The 15,892-nt window shown below is 70.8% G+C and carries 12 protein-coding genes and 1 pseudogene; 8 read left to right on the top strand and 5 right to left on the bottom strand.

Features of this window, described 5'->3' with window-relative positions; all coding sequences use genetic code 11:
* Positions 1–19: 19 nt before the first annotated feature.
* Genes M2266_RS31085 through M2266_RS31075 form a run of 3 tightly spaced genes read right to left on the bottom strand, consistent with a single transcriptional unit; the run spans position 20 to position 2,759 of the window.
* Positions 20–769 (bottom strand): ABC transporter ATP-binding protein, encoded by a 750-nt coding sequence (locus M2266_RS31085; RefSeq protein ID WP_277441612.1) that lies wholly within the window; start codon positions 767–769, stop codon positions 20–22.
* Positions 745–1,674, bottom strand: coding sequence for an ABC transporter permease (locus M2266_RS31080; protein ID WP_277441611.1), 930 nt, complete (start codon positions 1,672–1,674; stop codon positions 745–747). Before M2266_RS31080 ends, M2266_RS31085 begins: the two co-directional genes overlap by 25 nt.
* Before the next feature lie 5 nt (positions 1,675–1,679).
* Positions 1,680–2,759 carry an ABC transporter substrate-binding protein gene (locus M2266_RS31075; RefSeq protein WP_277441610.1) on the bottom strand — a complete coding sequence of 360 codons (1,080 nt, stop codon included), beginning with the start codon at positions 2,757–2,759 and terminating at the stop codon, positions 1,680–1,682.
* Between the two features lie 836 nt (positions 2,760–3,595).
* Here M2266_RS31075 and M2266_RS31070 point away from each other — a divergent pair.
* Genes M2266_RS31070 through M2266_RS31055 form a run of 4 tightly spaced genes read left to right on the top strand, consistent with a single transcriptional unit; the run spans position 3,596 to position 7,391 of the window.
* Positions 3,596–5,860, top strand: coding sequence for a roadblock/LC7 domain-containing protein (locus M2266_RS31070; protein WP_277441609.1), 2,265 nt, complete (start codon positions 3,596–3,598; stop codon positions 5,858–5,860).
* Positions 5,857–6,237 carry a DUF742 domain-containing protein gene (locus M2266_RS31065; RefSeq protein WP_277441608.1) on the top strand — a complete coding sequence of 127 codons (381 nt, stop codon included), beginning with the start codon at positions 5,857–5,859 and terminating at the stop codon, positions 6,235–6,237. The genes M2266_RS31070 and M2266_RS31065 overlap by 4 nt, the downstream gene beginning before the upstream one ends.
* Positions 6,212–6,805, top strand: a complete 594-nt coding sequence (locus M2266_RS31060) for an ATP/GTP-binding protein (protein WP_277441607.1) — start codon at positions 6,212–6,214, stop codon at positions 6,803–6,805. Before M2266_RS31065 ends, M2266_RS31060 begins: the two co-directional genes overlap by 26 nt.
* A 25-nt stretch (positions 6,806–6,830) precedes the next feature.
* Positions 6,831–7,391 (top strand): GAF domain-containing protein, encoded by a 561-nt coding sequence (locus M2266_RS31055; RefSeq protein ID WP_277441606.1) that lies wholly within the window; start codon positions 6,831–6,833, stop codon positions 7,389–7,391.
* Positions 7,392–7,442: 51 nt separating this feature from the next.
* On the opposite strand, the gene M2266_RS31050 is transcribed toward M2266_RS31055, so the two are convergent.
* Positions 7,443–8,657, bottom strand: coding sequence for an acyl-CoA dehydrogenase family protein (locus M2266_RS31050; protein WP_277441824.1), 1,215 nt, complete (start codon positions 8,655–8,657; stop codon positions 7,443–7,445).
* 255 nt (positions 8,658–8,912) lie between these two features.
* Here M2266_RS31050 and M2266_RS31045 point away from each other — a divergent pair, with 255 nt between their 5' ends.
* From M2266_RS31045 to M2266_RS31035, 3 genes and pseudogenes are all read left to right on the top strand, one after another.
* Positions 8,913–9,476, top strand: coding sequence for a PadR family transcriptional regulator (locus tag M2266_RS31045; protein ID WP_277441605.1), 564 nt, complete (start codon positions 8,913–8,915; stop codon positions 9,474–9,476).
* Positions 9,477–9,498: 22 nt separating this feature from the next.
* A pseudogene (locus M2266_RS31040) lies at positions 9,499–11,201 on the top strand (acyl-CoA dehydrogenase).
* Positions 11,202–11,292: 91 nt separating this feature from the next.
* A complete protein-coding gene (locus tag M2266_RS31035) occupies positions 11,293–12,681 on the top strand; it encodes a VWA domain-containing protein (RefSeq protein WP_277441604.1) in 1,389 nt (462 codons plus the stop codon).
* 165 nt (positions 12,682–12,846) lie between these two features.
* On the opposite strand, the gene katG is transcribed toward M2266_RS31035, so the two are convergent.
* Entirely contained in the window at positions 12,847–15,078 is a 2,232-nt protein-coding gene (gene katG / locus M2266_RS31030) for a catalase/peroxidase HPI (protein ID WP_277441603.1), read from the bottom strand.
* Between the two features lie 347 nt (positions 15,079–15,425).
* On the opposite strand from katG, the gene M2266_RS31025 reads away from it, so the two are divergent.
* Positions 15,426–15,836 (top strand): Fur family transcriptional regulator, encoded by a 411-nt coding sequence (locus M2266_RS31025; RefSeq protein WP_277441602.1) that lies wholly within the window; start codon positions 15,426–15,428, stop codon positions 15,834–15,836.
* Positions 15,837–15,892 lie beyond the last annotated feature (56 nt).

Genomic DNA, 15,892 nt, shown 5'->3' with positions numbered 1-15,892 from the left:
GGGGCGGGGCGGGGAGGGCTCAGTGACCGTCCTCCTCGACTCCCAGCGCGGCCAGGAGTTGTTCGCGGTACTCGCCCAGGTGCGGGTCGCGGTACGAGCGCGGGTGCGGCAGGTCGATGGTCAGATCCAGGCCGAACCGTCCCCGGTCGAGCACCAGGACCCGGTCGGCGAGCACGACCGCCTCGTCCACGTCATGGGTGACCAGGAGGACGGAGGGCCGGTGGCGCTCCCACAGCTCGCGCAGCAGGGTGTGCATCTTGAGCCGGGTGAGCGCGTCGAGGGCACCGAACGGCTCGTCGGCGAGCAGCAGTTCGGGCTCCCAGACCAGCGAGCGGGCGAGCGCGGCGCGCTGTTGTTCCCCACCCGAGAGCTGGCTGGGCCAGGCCCGTTCGCGTCCCGCCAGGCCGACCTCGGCGAGCGCGTCGCGACCGCGTTCCGCGGGATCCTTGCCCTGCGAGTCCTTCCCGCGCGCGCCGAGCAGCACGTTGTCCAGCACCCGGCGCCAGGGCAGCAGCCGGGAGTCCTGGAAGACGACCGACAGCCGCTCGGGCGCCTGGAGTTCGCCGGTCCCGGTGACGTCGTGGTCGAGGTCGGCGATGGCGCGCAGCAGGGTGCTCTTGCCCGAACCGCTGTGCCCGAGCAGCGCGACGAACTGGCCCGGCGGGATGTCCAGGTCGATGCCGTCCAGGACCACGCGCTCACCGAAGCCGCGGGTCAGTCCACTGATGTGGACGGCGGGTGGGGTCAGGTGTTCAACGAGCGCCGCCATGACAGCACCCTCCGTTCCAGGACGCGGACGACGGAGTCGGAGGCGAAACCGAAGACCCCGTAGATGAGCAGGCCGAGGACGATGACGTCGGTCTGGCCGTAGTTCTGCGCCTGGAACATCATGTAGCCCAGGCCGTTGGTGGCGTTGATCTGCTCCAGCACGACCAGGGAGAGCCAGGAGCCGGTGACGCCCAGCCGCAGCCCGACGAAGAAGCCGGGCAGGGCGCCGGGGATGACGATCTGCCGGATGAACTGCCACCGGCTCAGGCGGAGCACCTCGCCGAGTTCGACGAAGCGGTGGTCGATGCCCGACAGGGCCGAGTACAGGTTGAGGTAGATGGGGATGTAGACCACGATCGCGATGATCGCGACCTTGAACGTCTCCCCGATGCCGAGCCACAGGATGAACAGGGGGATCAGCCCGAGCGTCGGCACCGACCGGTTGATCTGGACCGTGCCGTCGATGACGGCCTCCCCGATCCGGCTCAGCCCGGCGACCAGGGCCAGGACGACCCCCACGGTCAGCCCGATGGCGAAGCCCTGGGCGGCGCGCCACAGCGACTCGGTGATGTCGGTGCTGAGGGTGCCGGACGTCCACAGGTGGGCGCCGGTGCGCACGACCGTCCACGGTGCCGGCAGGGTGCGCGGATCGAGCGTGCCGGTCACGTTGCCGAGCGACCAGATCACCAGCAGCAGTGCCGGTCCGATGAGGCGCGCGTACGGCAGGCGTTTGCCCGGAGCCAGCCGGCGCACCCGGCGGCGGGTGGTGGCCGGCTTGGTGGTGCCGGTCGTCGTGACGGGCGGGGAGCTGGTCGTCGTGGTGGTCGGCGGATCGGCGGCCGCCGCGTGCGCGGAGCCGGTGCGGGAGTCGGACCGGGCTTGCTGCTCTGCGACGGTTTCCGTCACGGGTATCAACTCCGGTACTGCGCGGCGACGGCTTGGGACGCGAGGGGCTCGAAGCGGCGGTCGAAGAGCACGTCGGCCTTGAAGGACTTGACGAAGCCCCCCTCGGCGAGCAGGTCGATCGTCTCCTGTTCCCAGGCGATGGCCTCGTCCCAGCTCGGGGGGAGGAGCGGCTTGTTGCCCAGCGCCGTGATCCCCTTCGCCTGGGCCTGCGTGATGTGCTGGGTCTTGACGTAGTACTCCTCGTTCCAGGTGTCCGGGTTCTCGTACACCCAGACCAGACCCTTGGCCCACAGCGGGACGTAGGCGGCGATGGCGGCCGCCTTCTCGGCGTCGGCGAGGACCGACGCGGGCGCCCACAGGATGTTGAGCAGGTCCACGACGTCGGTGGTGACGGTGTGCGCGCCGTCCGAGCCGTACCGGGTCAGATAGGCGGGCACCTGGGAGATCCCGAGCGGGGCGATGTCGACCTGGCCGGCCTGTAGGGCGGTGAGGAATTGGTTGCTGGTCAGGGGCACCAGGGTGACGTCGGCGGCCTTGAGGCCCGCCTTCCTGAGGGCCCGCAGCAGCACGACGCCCTGGGCCTGCCCCTGGGAGAACGCCAGCTTCTTGCCGCGGAATTCGGCGACGGACCGGATGTCGCTGTGCGGCTTGGTGGCGAACACGTAGTTGGGCTTACGGGTCAGGTCCACGGCGACGATCCGGGCGTCGTAGCCCTGGAAGTGCGCCTGGATCGGGGGAATGCCGGCGTTGTTGCCCACCTCCAGCGAGTGGGCGCGGAACGCGTTGATCACGTCGGGTCCGGCCCCGATGCTGGGCCACGAGGACACCTTGAAGGGCAGCTTGTCCAGCAGCCCGGCGAGTTTGAGCTGCAGTTCCTGCCCTCCGAGGTACGAGGCGACGCTCAGCGAGGTGCCGGCCGGCACGGCGGTCGGCAGCGGCGCGGTCGTCGCGAGGGTGGGTCCCTTGGCCTCGGCGGTGGTGCAGGCGCTGAGCCCGAGGGCGGCGCCCGTGCCGACCAGGGCCTGCAGGAAGAGTCGCCGGTCGAGGCGGGGGACGAGGTCCGAAGGGTGGCTTCTGGTGCGCACGTGGGAATCCTTATGGTCGGCCACAGGGGAGAACCGCGCGGCGGCGCTCTCGGAGGGCGTCGCAGCACGTCAGGGACTTGGTGGTCATGACTCGCCGGCCCGCGTCCGGTGAGAGGGCAGGGCGGCGACGTGATGAAGGGGAGGTGAACGCGGCGCTGCGTCCGAACCGGCGGACGGCCGGGGAGTGGGAGTCTCGGAATCCGGGGGTGTCCCGGGAGCAGCCGGGAGCGAGTGCCGGATCAGTCGTCAGTCATCGGTCTGCTGACGGCAGGCCGGAACATACCGGCACCGATGCCGGAGATGCGGCTTGTGAGACGGATGAATCCGATTCAGCAGGGAATGCGCCGACAGTGGCGGCTACATCGCGGCGCACCGAGGCGGGCGGCGTAGCGCGCCCGCTCTTCAAGGTGCCGAATCGATCTCATGCGCAGACAGTAACCAGCCGGCGTCACGGCCGACAAGGTTTGTTGTAGCGCTGGAATTAACTCCAACCGGGCCTCCGCCAAGCCTCCGGCAAGCCTCCGCCAAGCCTCGGACGGGCCTCGGGCGGGCCTCCAACGGGCGTTCGAGGCGCGGCGAGCCGTCGGCGCCGGGTGGCCCCACCTCTCCAACCTTCGTGCGGTCGCAGAACGCGCGGTCGACCCAGGTCGTCCCGGTTGGCGCCCAACGCGCGCTCTGTGAAAGGCTGTTGGAGCCTCCTGCCGCGCGGGAGGGCCGGACCGGCGGGATAAACGATCTTGTGGGCCTGAAGTACCGACTTCCGTCATGTATGTACCGATTCATTACTACTGTGATGGTAGTTGCCAACCGGGCACCCTCCTGTGCTGAGGACGTTGATGTCTGAACTCCCTTCATCCAGCGTGCGGTCCGACCATCGGGACAGCGGACGCCACGGCAGATCCCAGACCCGCGGCCGCCGCTCCCCCGAGCGCGTGGTCCCCGGCCTGCGCTGGATAGTGGTGCTGCCCGCCGTGTTCATGGCCCTGCTCGGCGGGGGCGTCGCGGCCTGGCTGCTGGTCGCGGATCCGTCGAGATCCCTGGCCGCGGTGGTGCTCGCCGGAGCCGTCGTCCTCGCCGCTGTGATCCTCGTGGCGGGCTCGGCCGGCGCGCTCTCCGCGGACCGCGCGGTGGACCGGCGGGTGCAGGAGGTCCGCGCGGTCAACTCGCGCGGCTGGGAAGAGCTGCAGAACGTCGTCGCCCAGGTGCGGCGCGGCGAGTCGCCCGTGTTCCACGGCCCGGCGCCGGCGACCACACCGGACCGGGACCGCTTCGCGGCCCTGGCGGACGAGCTGCGCCAGGCCCAGTACGCCGCGTGCGCGGCGGTGGTCCAGGCGGCGGCCCTGCCGGTCGCCCCGGCCAGCGCCGCGGACCAGCAGGTCGTGGTATTCGTCAACCTCGCCCGGCGGCTGCAGTCCCTGGTCCACCGCGGCATCCAGCTCCTGGACGAGCTGGAACACCAGGTCGAGGACCCGGACCTGCTGCGCGGACTGTTCCAGGTCGACCACCTCGCCACCCGTATCCGTCGGCACGCCGAGAACGTCGCGGTACTCGGCGGCGCGGTCTCGCGCCGCCAGTGGAGCAAACCGGTGCCGCTGACGCAGGTCCTCAGGTCGGCCGTCGCGGAGGTGGAGCACTACGCCCGGGTCAAGCTGGTCCCGCCGATCGACGGGGACCTCGACGGCCGGGCCGTGGCCGACGTGGTGCACCTGATCGCCGAGCTCATCGAGAACGCCACCACGTTCTCCCCGCCGGAGACCCAGGTCCTGCTGCGGGCGCAGAAGGTCACGGCCGGTTTGGTCATCGAGGTCGAGGACCGCGGCCTTGGCCTGGAGCTCGCCGCCCAGGAGCGCAACAACGCGCTCCTGGCCGACCCCGAGCGGATCGACCTGGACACACTGCTGAAGGACGGCCGGATCGGGCTGTACGTCGTCGCCGTCCTCGCCCGCCGCCACGGCATCACCGTCCAGATGCGCAGCAACGTCTTCGGCGGCATCCAGGCCTTCGTCATCCTGCCGCACGCCCTGGTGGGCACGTTGGAGGCCCCGGAGCCCGAGCCGGCCCGTGCCCGGCCGCGTCCGGTACAGACGGCGCAGACAACGCAGACGGCGCCGCCCGCGCTCCCGCACCGCCAGCCCCCCGCCCCGGCACGCGCGGGCACCGGCGCCACGGGGCCGCAGCCGGCGGTGGCGACCGACGCGGCGCCCGCGCACAGCCGCCCGTCCGTGCCCGCCCCTTCGCTGGAGAGCCGCCGGCCGGTGCACCCCCGGCAGCCGGCTGCGGCGCGGTCCGCCGCACCGCAGCCCGTCCGGCCGTCGGGGGCGCACCGCGCCCACGGCGAGCCCGTGGGAGGCGGGTCCGGTCCCGCGCCGGCCGCTCCCGCCCCGACCGGACAGGTCCCGATCAGTCCCGCCCCCGCCGGCCGCCCCCCGGCCGGAGAAGGGCGCCCCTCCTTGCCGCAGCGTCGCGGCCAGTCCCACCTCGCCCCCCCAGCTGCGGAGCGACCCCGCGCCCCGCAGCGACGACCAGGTCGGCGAGCCCGACCCGAACCTCATGGCCGCCTTCCGCATCGGGGTGCGTGCGTCCGAGGCCGGCGCCGAGCAGACCGACGGTCCGCCGCGCCGACCCGACATGCCCTGATCCTCGTCATCTTCCTCACAAGGAGCCCTTCCACCATGGTGAGCGACGTCCCCCCCGGCCGCGATCTCGCATGGCTGCTGACCGACCTGGTCAGCCGCGTCCCCCATACCCGCAGCGCTGTGCTGCTCTCCTCCGACGGGCTCAAGAAGGCCGTTCACGGCCTGGACGGCGACAGCGCCGACCACCTGGCCGCGGTCGCCTCCGGGTTGCGGTCCCTGGCCGGCAGCGCGGGAGTGCGCCTCGGCGGCGGACCGCACGTTCGCCAGGTGGTGGCCGAACTGGAGGACGCGCTGCTGTTCGTGTCCGCCGCCGGATCCGGCAGCGCGCTGGCCGTCATGGCCGGCCGGGACGCCGACCCCGGCGTCCTCGGCTACGAGATGAACCGCCTGATCCAGCAGGTCCGACCGAACCTCGAGACCCCCGCCCGCGCCGCGACCCCCATGACGGGTGACGTTGTACGGTGACGGCCGCGGAGGAGCAGGACGAGCCCCTGATCGACGACGATGCCGGTCGCTTAGTCCGCCCGTACACCGTGAGCAACGGCCGCACCCGTCCGACCGCGGCGCTGGACATGCTGTCCATGGTGCGCGCCACCGGGAGCGTCCCCTCGGCGCACCTGGAACCCGACCACGCCCGCGCACTGGACCTGAGCAGGACCCCGGTCACGGTCGCGGAGGTGGGGGCGCAGCTGCGGCTGCCCGTCGCCATCACCAAGATCGTGCTGTCCGATCTCATCGACTGCGGAGCCCTCACCTCGCGGCCTCCGCTGCCGCCCGCCGATCTCACCGACCGAGCCGTTCTGGAGGAAGTGCTCAATGGCCTACGCCGACGACAGCAGTGACCTGTTCCCCACCGCGCTGAAGATCCTGGTCGCGGGCGGCTTCGGCGTCGGCAAGACCACGTTCGTGGGCGCGGTCAGCGAGATCGAACCGCTCAGCACCGAGGAGATCCTGACCTCGGCCAGCGTCGCCACCGACAGCCTCGCCGGCGTGGAGAACAAGACGACCACCACCGTCGCCATGGACTTCGGCCGCATCACCCTGGACGCGGCGCACATCCTGTACCTGTTCGGGACGCCCGGACAGGACCGCTTCTGGTTCATGTGGGACGAGCTGTCCGACGGCGCGCTGGGCGCCGTCGTCCTCGCGGACACCCGCCGGCTCGCGGACTGCTTCGCCGCCGTGGACTTCTTCGAACGGCGCGGCATCCGCTTCCTCGTGGCGGTCAACGAGTTCGCCGGCGCCTACAGCTACGACGCCGACGAGGTACGGGCCGCGCTCGATCTGAGTCCGCACGTGCCGGTCGTGATGTGCGACGCCCGCGAGAGCCGCTCCTCGACCGGGGTGCTGATCGACCTCATCAGTCACCTGCTGAGCACCGCGTCATCCCGACACCAGCCCGTCCACTAGACATGCCCGACCAGGGAGGCCCGTCATGAGCTACGACCCCGCAGAGCGGCACCTGCTGATCCCCGAGGACACCGAAGCGGTGCAGCGCGACGAGCGGCTGCGCGCGATGGGCCTGACCGACCGCCCCGACGCGCAGCTCGACGAGTTCGCCGCCCGCCTCGCGGCGACCACCGGCGCCTCGTACGCCATGGTCAACCTCTTCATGGACGGCCGGCAGTACTTCGCCGGGCTGCACACCCCCTCCGGGCCGCAGACCGCCCCCGTTCCGGAGGCGGCCGCGGAGCCGGGCCGGGAGATGACCTACGACCAGGGCTTCTGTCCGCACGTCGTCAACCGGCGCAAGTCCCTGGTGCTCGAGGACGTCTGCGACTACCCCCGGTTCGCGGGGAACCGGGTGGTGGACGAGCTGGGCATCCGCACCTACCTCGGCGCCCCGCTCATCGACCACACCGGCACCACCCTCGGCACGATCTGTGTCGTCGACATCGAGCCCCGTCCCTGGGGCCAGAGCGGCCTGGAGACGATCAAGGCCCTGGCGGCCGAGGCAGTGGAACTGCTCAAGCAGCGCGAGGCGGGACTCGCGTAGCCGGTCGCCCACCGGATGGGCCGGTGCGAGGGGTGCGAGGGGTGCGACCGATCAGGCGGTGAGCTGGTCGTCGTACGCCTCGGGGGAGCGCACCACGTCGGCGAACCGCTGCGACCACTGGCCCTTGCCCAGCCCCAGCGCCACTTCGCCCAAGCGCAGCAGCTGCACGTCCGAGGTGCCGGCCGGGGCGAAGATGTGGTGCGCGTCTCGGATGTACCGTTCCACGGGCCGGTCGGTGAACAGGCCGCTGGCGGCGTGCACCTCCATCGCGTTGCGCGCGGAGTCCAGCGCGTACTCGACGTTGATCAGCTTGGCGTTCATGAGTTCCGCGTCGCACGGCATTCCCAGATCGAGCAGATGCGCCGCGTGATAGGCGGCCAACCGGGCCGTCATCAGCCGCGACTGCATCTGGCCCAATTTGAGCTTGACGGGACCGAGATCGTGCAGGGGCTTGCCGTAACGATGTCGCTCGGCGCAGAACGCGGCGGTCTCCTCCAGCAGCGCGCGGTGGATTCCGAGCGAGACCGCGGTCAGGTTCGGCCGTCCGTACAGGACGCTCGAGGAGTACGCCACGGCCAGTCCGTCGCCTTCGGAGCCCAGCAGGTTCTCCGCGGGTATGCGGCAGTCGTCGAAGGTCAGTTCGCCGAAGCTGAAGCCGTGCAGGCCCATCGCCTCCTGGTGCAGGCCCAGCGTGACGCCGGGTTGGCCGGCCTCCACCAGGAACGCCGACAGCCCGCCGGAGCCGCTGCCGGTGCGGGCGACGACGCCGTGCAGGTCGCCGACGTGGCTGTTGCCGACGAAGACCTTCTGGCCGTTGAGCACGTAGGAGTCCCCGTCGCGCTCCGCGCTCGCCGTCATCCCCAGGACGTGCCCGCCGGACCCGGGCTCGGTGACCGCGATGGTCGGCAGGCACTCCCCGGCGGCGATCGCGGGCAGCCAGCGCTTCTTCTGCTCCTCGCTGCCGAAGTGGACGATCTTCGCGACGCCGAGCTGGGAGGCCTGCACCATCGCCCCCATCGCGCCGTTGACCCGCGACAGCTCCTCGATGATGACGGTCTTGGCGAGGTGCCCCAGCCCCATTCCCCCGTACTGGGCGTCGATGGTGACACCGATCCACCCCTGGGCCGCGATGAGCCGGGACAGGCCGTGTTGTACGGCTCTGGAGGACTCCATCTGCGGTATTCGGGGTCGTACTTCCGTCTCGGCGAAGTGCCGGACCTCTTGGCGTAGATGCTCATGCCGCTGCGTAGTGAAGTAGCCGTGCAACTGAGCCTCCGTCATGCATCGCCTGTCAGCCGCGGGTTCGGCCTCCAGGTCATAGGCCCACGCTGCCCCGCACAGGTCGACAGGTTCATGGTGGATATACCGGGAGCACCATTCAAGATCGTTTGTTGGATTGGCTGGATCTCGACCTGTTGCCGATCGCCGGGAGGTATGCGCGCCCCGCCCGCGGCGTGATCTCGGTCTCAACCGGGTGGGACGGCATTGCCTATGCAACTCGTTGCATAGCAGGATGCGGGTATGGCCCTCGAGCACGCGATCCTCGTCTCCCTGTTGGAGCAGCCCGGCTCCGGATACGAGCTGGCGCGCCGGTTCGACCGCTCCATCGGGCGCTTCTGGACCGCCACCCATCAGCAGATCTACCGGGTGCTGCGGCGGATGGAGACGGACGGCTGGATCGCGGTCGAGGAGGTCGCACAGGACAGCCGGCCGGACAAGAAGGTGTACTCCGCCGCGGCGCCGGGCCGGGCCGCCCTGGCCGGGTGGCTGCGCGAGCCCGTGGAACCGGAGACCGTACGGCATGAGCTCGCCGTCAAGATCCGAGCCGCCGCCTTCGACGATCCGGCCGCACTGACCTCGCTGATCTCCGAGGTGGAGCGGCACCGCGAGAGCCATGCCGCGCTGCTGGCCCGCTACCTGACGGGCGAGCGCCGCGACTTCCCGGACCGCGACCGCGACCTCGCCCCGCCCTCCGCCCAGCAGGAGCTGCAACACGTGGTGCTGCGCGGCGGCATCGAGTACGAGCGGATGACCCTCGCCTGGCTGGACGACGTGCTCGCCACGCTCCACCGCATCGCCAACTAACCCTCGTTCCCCTGGAGTCGACATGCTCTTCAACCCGCGTACCTATGACCCCGTGCAGTTCGACGAGCGCACCCGACAGCTGCTCCGCGCCACCGTCGACTGGTTCGAGTCGCGCGGCAAGAAGGCCCTCATCGACACCTACGTCGACCGCGCCTGGTACGGCGACTTCCTGGAGTTCGCGGCGAAGGAAGGGCTCTTCGCGGAGTTCCTCACCCCGTCCTCCGCGGACGGCGCCAAGCGCTGGGACACGGCGCGGATCGCCGAGCTGAACCGAGATCCTCGGCTTCTACGGCCTGGGCTACTGGTACACCTGGCAGGTCACCATCCTGGGTCTGGGACCGGTCTGGCAGAGCGGGAACGAGGACGCGCGGGCGCGCGCCGCCCGGCTCCTGGACGAGGGCCACGTCATGGCCTTCGGCCTCTCCGAGCGGACCCACGGCGCGGACATCTACTCGACCGACATGATCCTCACCCCGGACGGCGAGGGCGGCTTCACCGCGAGCGGCTCCAAGTACTACATCGGCAACGGCAATGTCGCCGGCCTGGTCTCGGTCTTCGGCCGCCGCTCGGACGTCGAGGGGCCCGAGGGCTACGTCTTCTTCGCCGCCGACAGCCGCCACGAGGCGTACCACCTGGTGAAGAACGTGGTGAACGCGCAGATGTATGTCAGCGAGTTCCGCCTCGACGACTACCCGGTGCGCGCGCAGGACGTGCTGCACACCGGCAAGGCCGCCTTCGACGCCGCGCTGAACACCGTCAACGTCGGCAAGTTCAACCTCTGCACCGCTTCCATCGGCATCTGCGAGCACGCGATGTACGAGGCGATCACGCACGCGGACCACCGGGTGCTGTACGGCCGGAAGGTCACCGAGTTCCCGCACGTGCGGCGTGAGCTGACCGACGCGTACACCCGCCTCGTCGCGATGAAGCTCTTCAGCGACCGCGCCGTGGACTACTTCCGCTCCGCCTCGCCCGAGGACCGCCGCTACCTGCTCTTCAACCCGATGACCAAGATGAAGGTCACCACCGAGGGCGAGAAGGTCATCGACCTGATGTGGGACGTCATCGCGGCCAAGGGCTTCGAGACGGACACCTACTTCGACAAGGCCGCGCGCGACATCCGCGGCCTGCCGAAGCTGGAGGGCACGGTGCACGTCAACCTCGCCCTGATCCTCAAGTTCATGGCGAACTACCTGTTCGCCCCCGCCGAGTACCCCGCCGTGCCGACCCGCCTCGACCCGGCCGACGACACCTTCCTGTTCCAGCAGGGCCCCGGCCCGCGGGCTGGGCGCGATCCGCTTCCACGACTGGCGCACCGCGTACGACGCGCACGCGCACCTGCCGAACGTGGCCCGCTTCCGCGAGCAGGCGGACGGCCTGTGCGAGCTGCTCCGCACCCACGCGCCCAGCGAGGCCCAGCAGCAGGACCTCGACTTCCTGCTGGAGATCGGCCAGCTCTTCGCCCTCGTGGTCTACGGCCAGCTGGTGCTGGAGCAGGCCGAGCTGACCGGCCTCGACGCCGACGTGCTGGACGAGATCTTCGACGTCCTGGTCCGTGACTTCTCCGCCCACGCCACCGAGCTGCACGGCAAGAGCTCGACCACCGACGAGCAGGCCGCCTGGGCACTGGCCCACGTCCGCCGCCCCGTCGCGGACGCGGGCCGCGCGGCCCGGGTCTGGTCGCAGGTCGAGGCGCTGTCGGGCGCGTACGAGATGCGGCCGTAGGGCTGATCCGTCGAGGGGGCGCCGCGCGGCGCCCCCTCCACTCCGGCCCGCACCGGTGGTGTTTTTCCGCCATTGCGGCAGACTGGCCGACGTGACCTCGACTCCTCCGCTCGGTAAGGGCGCCAACGTCCCCGTCGCCGCCACCGCCGTCCGGGCGGTGCTGACCTGGGACGCGGGACCCGGTGTGCCGGACGTCGACGCCTCCGCGCTGCTGCTCACGGGCGCGGGGCGGGTGCGTTCCGACGCCGACTTCGTCTTCTACAACCAGCCGGAACACCCGACGGGCGCGGTGCGCCAGGTGGGCTCGGCGGCGTCCGGCGAGGACGTGATCGACGTGGACCTGGGCCGGATCGAGCCCGCCGTCGAGCGCGTCGTCCTGGGCGCGTCCGCCGACGGCGGCACCTTCGGCCAGGTCCCCGGGCTGCGACTGCGGCTCGTGGACCGGGCGACCGAGGCCGAGCTGGCCCGGTTCGACATGACGGCCACCAGCGAAACGGCCTTCCTGGGCGGGGAGTTGTACCGGCGCGGGGACGGCTGGAAGTTCCGCGCGGTGGGACAGGGGTACGCGTCGGGGCTCGCGGGCCTCGCTCAGGACTTCGGGATCAGCGTGGACGAGGAGCCGTCGGCCGCGACGCCGACGCCCGTGCCGCTGCCCGTACCGCCGCCGCCCCCGCTGCCGCCGTCGGGACCTGTTCCTTCGACCCTGCCCGCCCGGCTGACCAAGGGCGAGGAGAACCTGCCCGTCGACATGCGCAAGAGGCTCTCGCTGCGCAAGCAGCAGGTCGCCGTCAGTCTGCGCAAGCACGGCGCGGAGGGCGTGGTCGCGCGCGTCGTCCTGGTCCTCGACGCGTCGGGATCGATGGCCGCCCTCTACTCGCGCGGCACCGTCCGCGGCGTCGTGGAGCGGATGGCCGCCGTCGCCGCGCAGGTCGACGACGACGGCGAGATGCAGGCCTGGACGTTCGCCTCGCAGCCGGCGCGGCTGCCCGATCTGACCGTCGGGGACCTGCCGGGGTGGCTCGAACTGCATGTACGGGTGGGACAGATCAGCCTCTTCGGCCGGAAGAAGCCGCCGAAGGGGCAGCGCCCGGGGCAGGTCGACATGCGCGTGGTCGGCATCCAGAACGAGGAGCAGAAGGTCATCGCCGAGGTCCGCGACTTCGTGCGCGCGAACCCGGCGCAGGCGCCGACCCTGGTGCTGTTCTTCTCCGACGGCGGTGTCTACCGCAACGCCGAGATCGAGAAGGAACTGCGTGAGGCCGTGGAGGAGCCGGTGTTCTGGCAGTTCGTCGGCCTGGGCCGGGCCAACTTCGGGGTGCTGGAGAAGTTCGACACCATGCCGGGCCGGCGGGTCGACAACGTCGGGTTCTTCGCCGTGGACGACATCGACAAGGTCTCGGACGAGGAGTTGTACGACCGTCTCCTGCAGGAGTTCCCGTCCTGGCTGAAGGCCGCCCGCTCGGCGGGAATCCTCCGCTAGGCCGTGTCTGACACAAACCGGCGTCCGCCCGGAGGCCAGGCGGGATGTGTCAGACACGGCCTAGTGCTCCGGCGCGAACCAGGCAAACCTTTCCGGCCAGAGCACTGGACGCGAAGACGTCCGGGCCGGCCCGCAACGGGCCGGCCCGGACGTCAGTCGATCAGATCAGACGCGGTCGAACCGGTCGAGGTTCATGACCTTGTCCCACGCCGCGATGAAGTCCTTCACGAACTTCTCCTTCGCGTCGTCGCTCGCGTAGACCTCCGCGAGCGCGCGCAGCTCGGAGTTGGACCCGAAAACGAGGTCGGCCCGGCTGCCGGTCCACTTGACCTCGCCCGTGGAGGCGTCACGGCCCTCGAACGTGTGCGCGTCCTCGGACGTGGCCTGCCACGTCGTGCCCAGGTCGAGCAGGTTGACGAAGAAGTCGTTCGTCAGCGTCCCGGGGGTCGTGGTGAGGACGCCCAGCGACGACTGCTGGTGGTTCGCGCCCAGGACGCGAAGGCCACCGACGAGGACCGTCGTCTCGGGGGCGCTGAGGGTCAGCAGGTTCGCCCGGTCGATCAGCAGGAACTCGGCCGGCAGCCGGTTGCCCTTCCCGAGGTAGTTGCGGAACCCGTCGGCGTTCGGCTCGAGCGCGGAGAACGACTCCACGTCCGTCTGCTCCTGCGACGCGTCCACGCGGCCCGGCGTGAAGGGGACCTCGACGTCGAAGCCGGCGTCCCTGGCGGCCTTCTCGACGCCGGCGGCGCCGGCGAGCACGATCAGGTCGGCGAACGAGATGGCCCGGCCGTCGGTCCGCTCGGCGTTGAAGGCCTGCTGCACGCCCTCCAGGGTGCGCAGCACCTGCGCCAGCTGGTCGGGCCCGTTGACCTCCCACCCGCTCTGCGGCTGCAGGCGGACGCGCGCGCCGTTGGCGCCGCCGCGCTTGTCACTGCCGCGGAAGGACGCGGCCGAGGCCCACGCGGTGGACACGAGCTGGGAGACCGACAGGCCGGAGGCGAGGACCTCGGCCTTGAGGCCGGCGATGTCCGCGTCGTCGACGAGCTCGTGCGTCACCTCGGGAAGCGGGTCCTGCCACAGCAGCGTCTCGGTCGGGACCTCCGGGCCGAGGTAGCGCACGACGGGACCCATGTCGCGGTGGGTCAGCTTGAACCACGCGCGGGCGAAGGCGTCCGCGAACGCGGCCGGGTTCTCCAGGAAGCGCCGCGAGATCGGCTCGTAGGTCGGGTCGAAGCGGAGCGCGAGGTCGGTCGTCAGCATCGTCGGCGCGTGGCTCTTCGCCGGGTCGTGCGCGTCCGGGACGGTACCCGCGCCCGCGCCGTTCTTCGGCTTCCACTGGTGCGCGCCCGCGGGGCTCTTCGACAGCTCCCACTCATTGCCGAACAGGATCTCGAAGAAGCTGTTGTCCCAGGTCGTCGGGGTGTTGGTCCAAGCACCCTCCAGACCGCTGGTGATCGTGTCGCCACCCTTGCCGGTCCCGAAGGAGCTCTTCCAGCCGAGGCCCTGCTGCTCGAGCGGGGCGGCCTCGGGGTCGTCGCCGACGTTGTCCGCAGGACCGGCGCCGTGGGTCTTGCCGAAGGTGTGACCGCCCGCGATCAGGGCGACCGTCTCCTCGTCGTTCATCGCCATCCGCAGGAACGTCTCACGGATGTCGCGGGCCGAGGCGAGCGGGTCCGGGTTGCCGTTGGGGCCCTCGGGGTTGACGTAGATGAGGCCCATCTGGACCGCGCCGAGCGGGCTCTCCAGCTCGCGGTCGCCGGTGTAGCGCTCGTCGTCGAGCCAGGTGGTCTCGGGACCCCAGTAGACGTCCTCGTCGGGCTCCCAGACGTCCGCGCGGCCGCCGCCGAAGCCGAAGGTCTCGAAGCCCATCGTCTCCAGGGCGACGTTGCCGGTGAGGACGATGAGGTCGGCCCACGACAGGTTGCGGCCGTACTTCTTCTTGACCGGCCACAGCAGGCGGCGGGCCTTGTCGAGGTTGGCGTTGTCCGGCCAGCTGTTGAGCGGGGCGAAGCGCTGCTGCCCGGCCCCGGCGCCACCGCGGCCGTCGGTGATGCGGTAGGTGCCCGCGCTGTGCCAGGCCATACGGATCATGAACGGGCCGTAGTTGCCGTAGTCGGCCGGCCACCAGTCCTGCGAGGTGGTCAGGACCTGCGCGATGTCCTGCTTCACGGCCGCGAGGTCGAGGGTCTGGAACGCCGCGGCGTAGTCGAACTCCTCGCCCAGCGGGTTGGCCACGGCCGGGTTCTTCGCGAGGATCTTCAGGTTGAGCCGCTCCGGCCACCACTGGCGGTTGCCGCCGCCCTGCGTCGGGTGCGCGGCGCGCTCGTGCGCGACGGGGCAGCCACCCGCGCCGCCCTCCTTCGCGTCTACGACGATTGCATCATGGTTCTCAGACATGGAATTCCTTCCGGACCGGACGGATCACGTGGCTCGGGAACTGGCTCGGGAACGGTGGGGCGGTGGAACAAGCCGGGCACGGGCGTCGCCGTCCCGGGAAGCGTTGAGGAGCGCGACGCGGGGGGCCGTCACCCGCGGGCCGGCACCGCGCGGTTCCACGGCGGTGGTCCCGTCACGTTTCTGTCTCCTGCCGTACTGGAGTCTTCCTGTCCCTTGGCTATTGCCGGAACCGATCCTACGATGGACAGATTCCAAGTCAAGAAGCACGCCAGACGCATATCCAATCGGAACCCGGGAATCCATCGGTAAACTTCGGGTACCCCACCCAACCTGAATAGGTGAACCGTATGAGTGACCTGCTGGAACGACTGCGTGGCCGTGGCTGGCGGATGACCTCCCAGCGACGTGTCGTCGCGGAGGTCCTCGACGGTGATCACGTGCACCTCACGGCCGACGAGGTGCATGCCCGTGCGGCGGAGCGGCTGCCGGAGATCTCCCGCGCGACGGTCTACAACACCCTCGGCGAGATGGTGACCCTCGGCGAGGTCATAGAAGTCGCCACCGACGGCCGCGCCAAGCGCTACGACCCCAACGCCCACCACCCGCACCAGCACCTGGTGTGCTCGGCCTGCGGCACCATCCGCGATGTCCACCCGACCGGCGACCCGCTGGCCGCCCTCCCGGCCCAGGAACGCTTCGGCTTCGCGATCTCCGAGGTCGAGGTCACCTACCGGGGACTGTGCCCCTCCTGCGCCTGAAGCTCGTCATCGGCCCGGCGGCCGCGCGCCCTCGCGGGTCACGCGGCCACCGGGCC

This window comes from Streptomyces sp. SPB162, assembly GCF_029504575.1.
GTDB lineage: Bacteria > Actinomycetota > Actinomycetes > Streptomycetales > Streptomycetaceae > Actinacidiphila.
The sequence above is the reverse complement of the archived record's forward strand: the minus strand, read 5'-3'. Positions and strand labels throughout refer to the sequence as shown.

What these genes read in the sequence shown, in the direction of transcription:
- M2266_RS31085 (WP_277441612.1), bottom strand. Translation starts at nt 769, where the DNA reads ATGGCGGCGCTCGTTGAACACCTGACCCCACCCGCCGTCCACATCAGT.
- M2266_RS31070 (WP_277441609.1), top strand. Translation starts at nt 3,596, where the DNA reads ATGTCTGAACTCCCTTCATCCAGCGTGCGGTCCGACCATCGGGACAGC.
- M2266_RS31060 (WP_277441607.1), top strand. Translation starts at nt 6,212, where the DNA reads ATGGCCTACGCCGACGACAGCAGTGACCTGTTCCCCACCGCGCTGAAG.
- M2266_RS31055 (WP_277441606.1), top strand. Translation starts at nt 6,831, where the DNA reads ATGAGCTACGACCCCGCAGAGCGGCACCTGCTGATCCCCGAGGACACC.
- M2266_RS31045 (WP_277441605.1), top strand. Translation starts at nt 8,913, where the DNA reads ATGGCCCTCGAGCACGCGATCCTCGTCTCCCTGTTGGAGCAGCCCGGC.
- katG (WP_277441603.1), bottom strand. Translation starts at nt 15,078, where the DNA reads ATGTCTGAGAACCATGATGCAATCGTCGTAGACGCGAAGGAGGGCGGC.
- M2266_RS31025 (WP_277441602.1), top strand. Translation starts at nt 15,426, where the DNA reads ATGAGTGACCTGCTGGAACGACTGCGTGGCCGTGGCTGGCGGATGACC.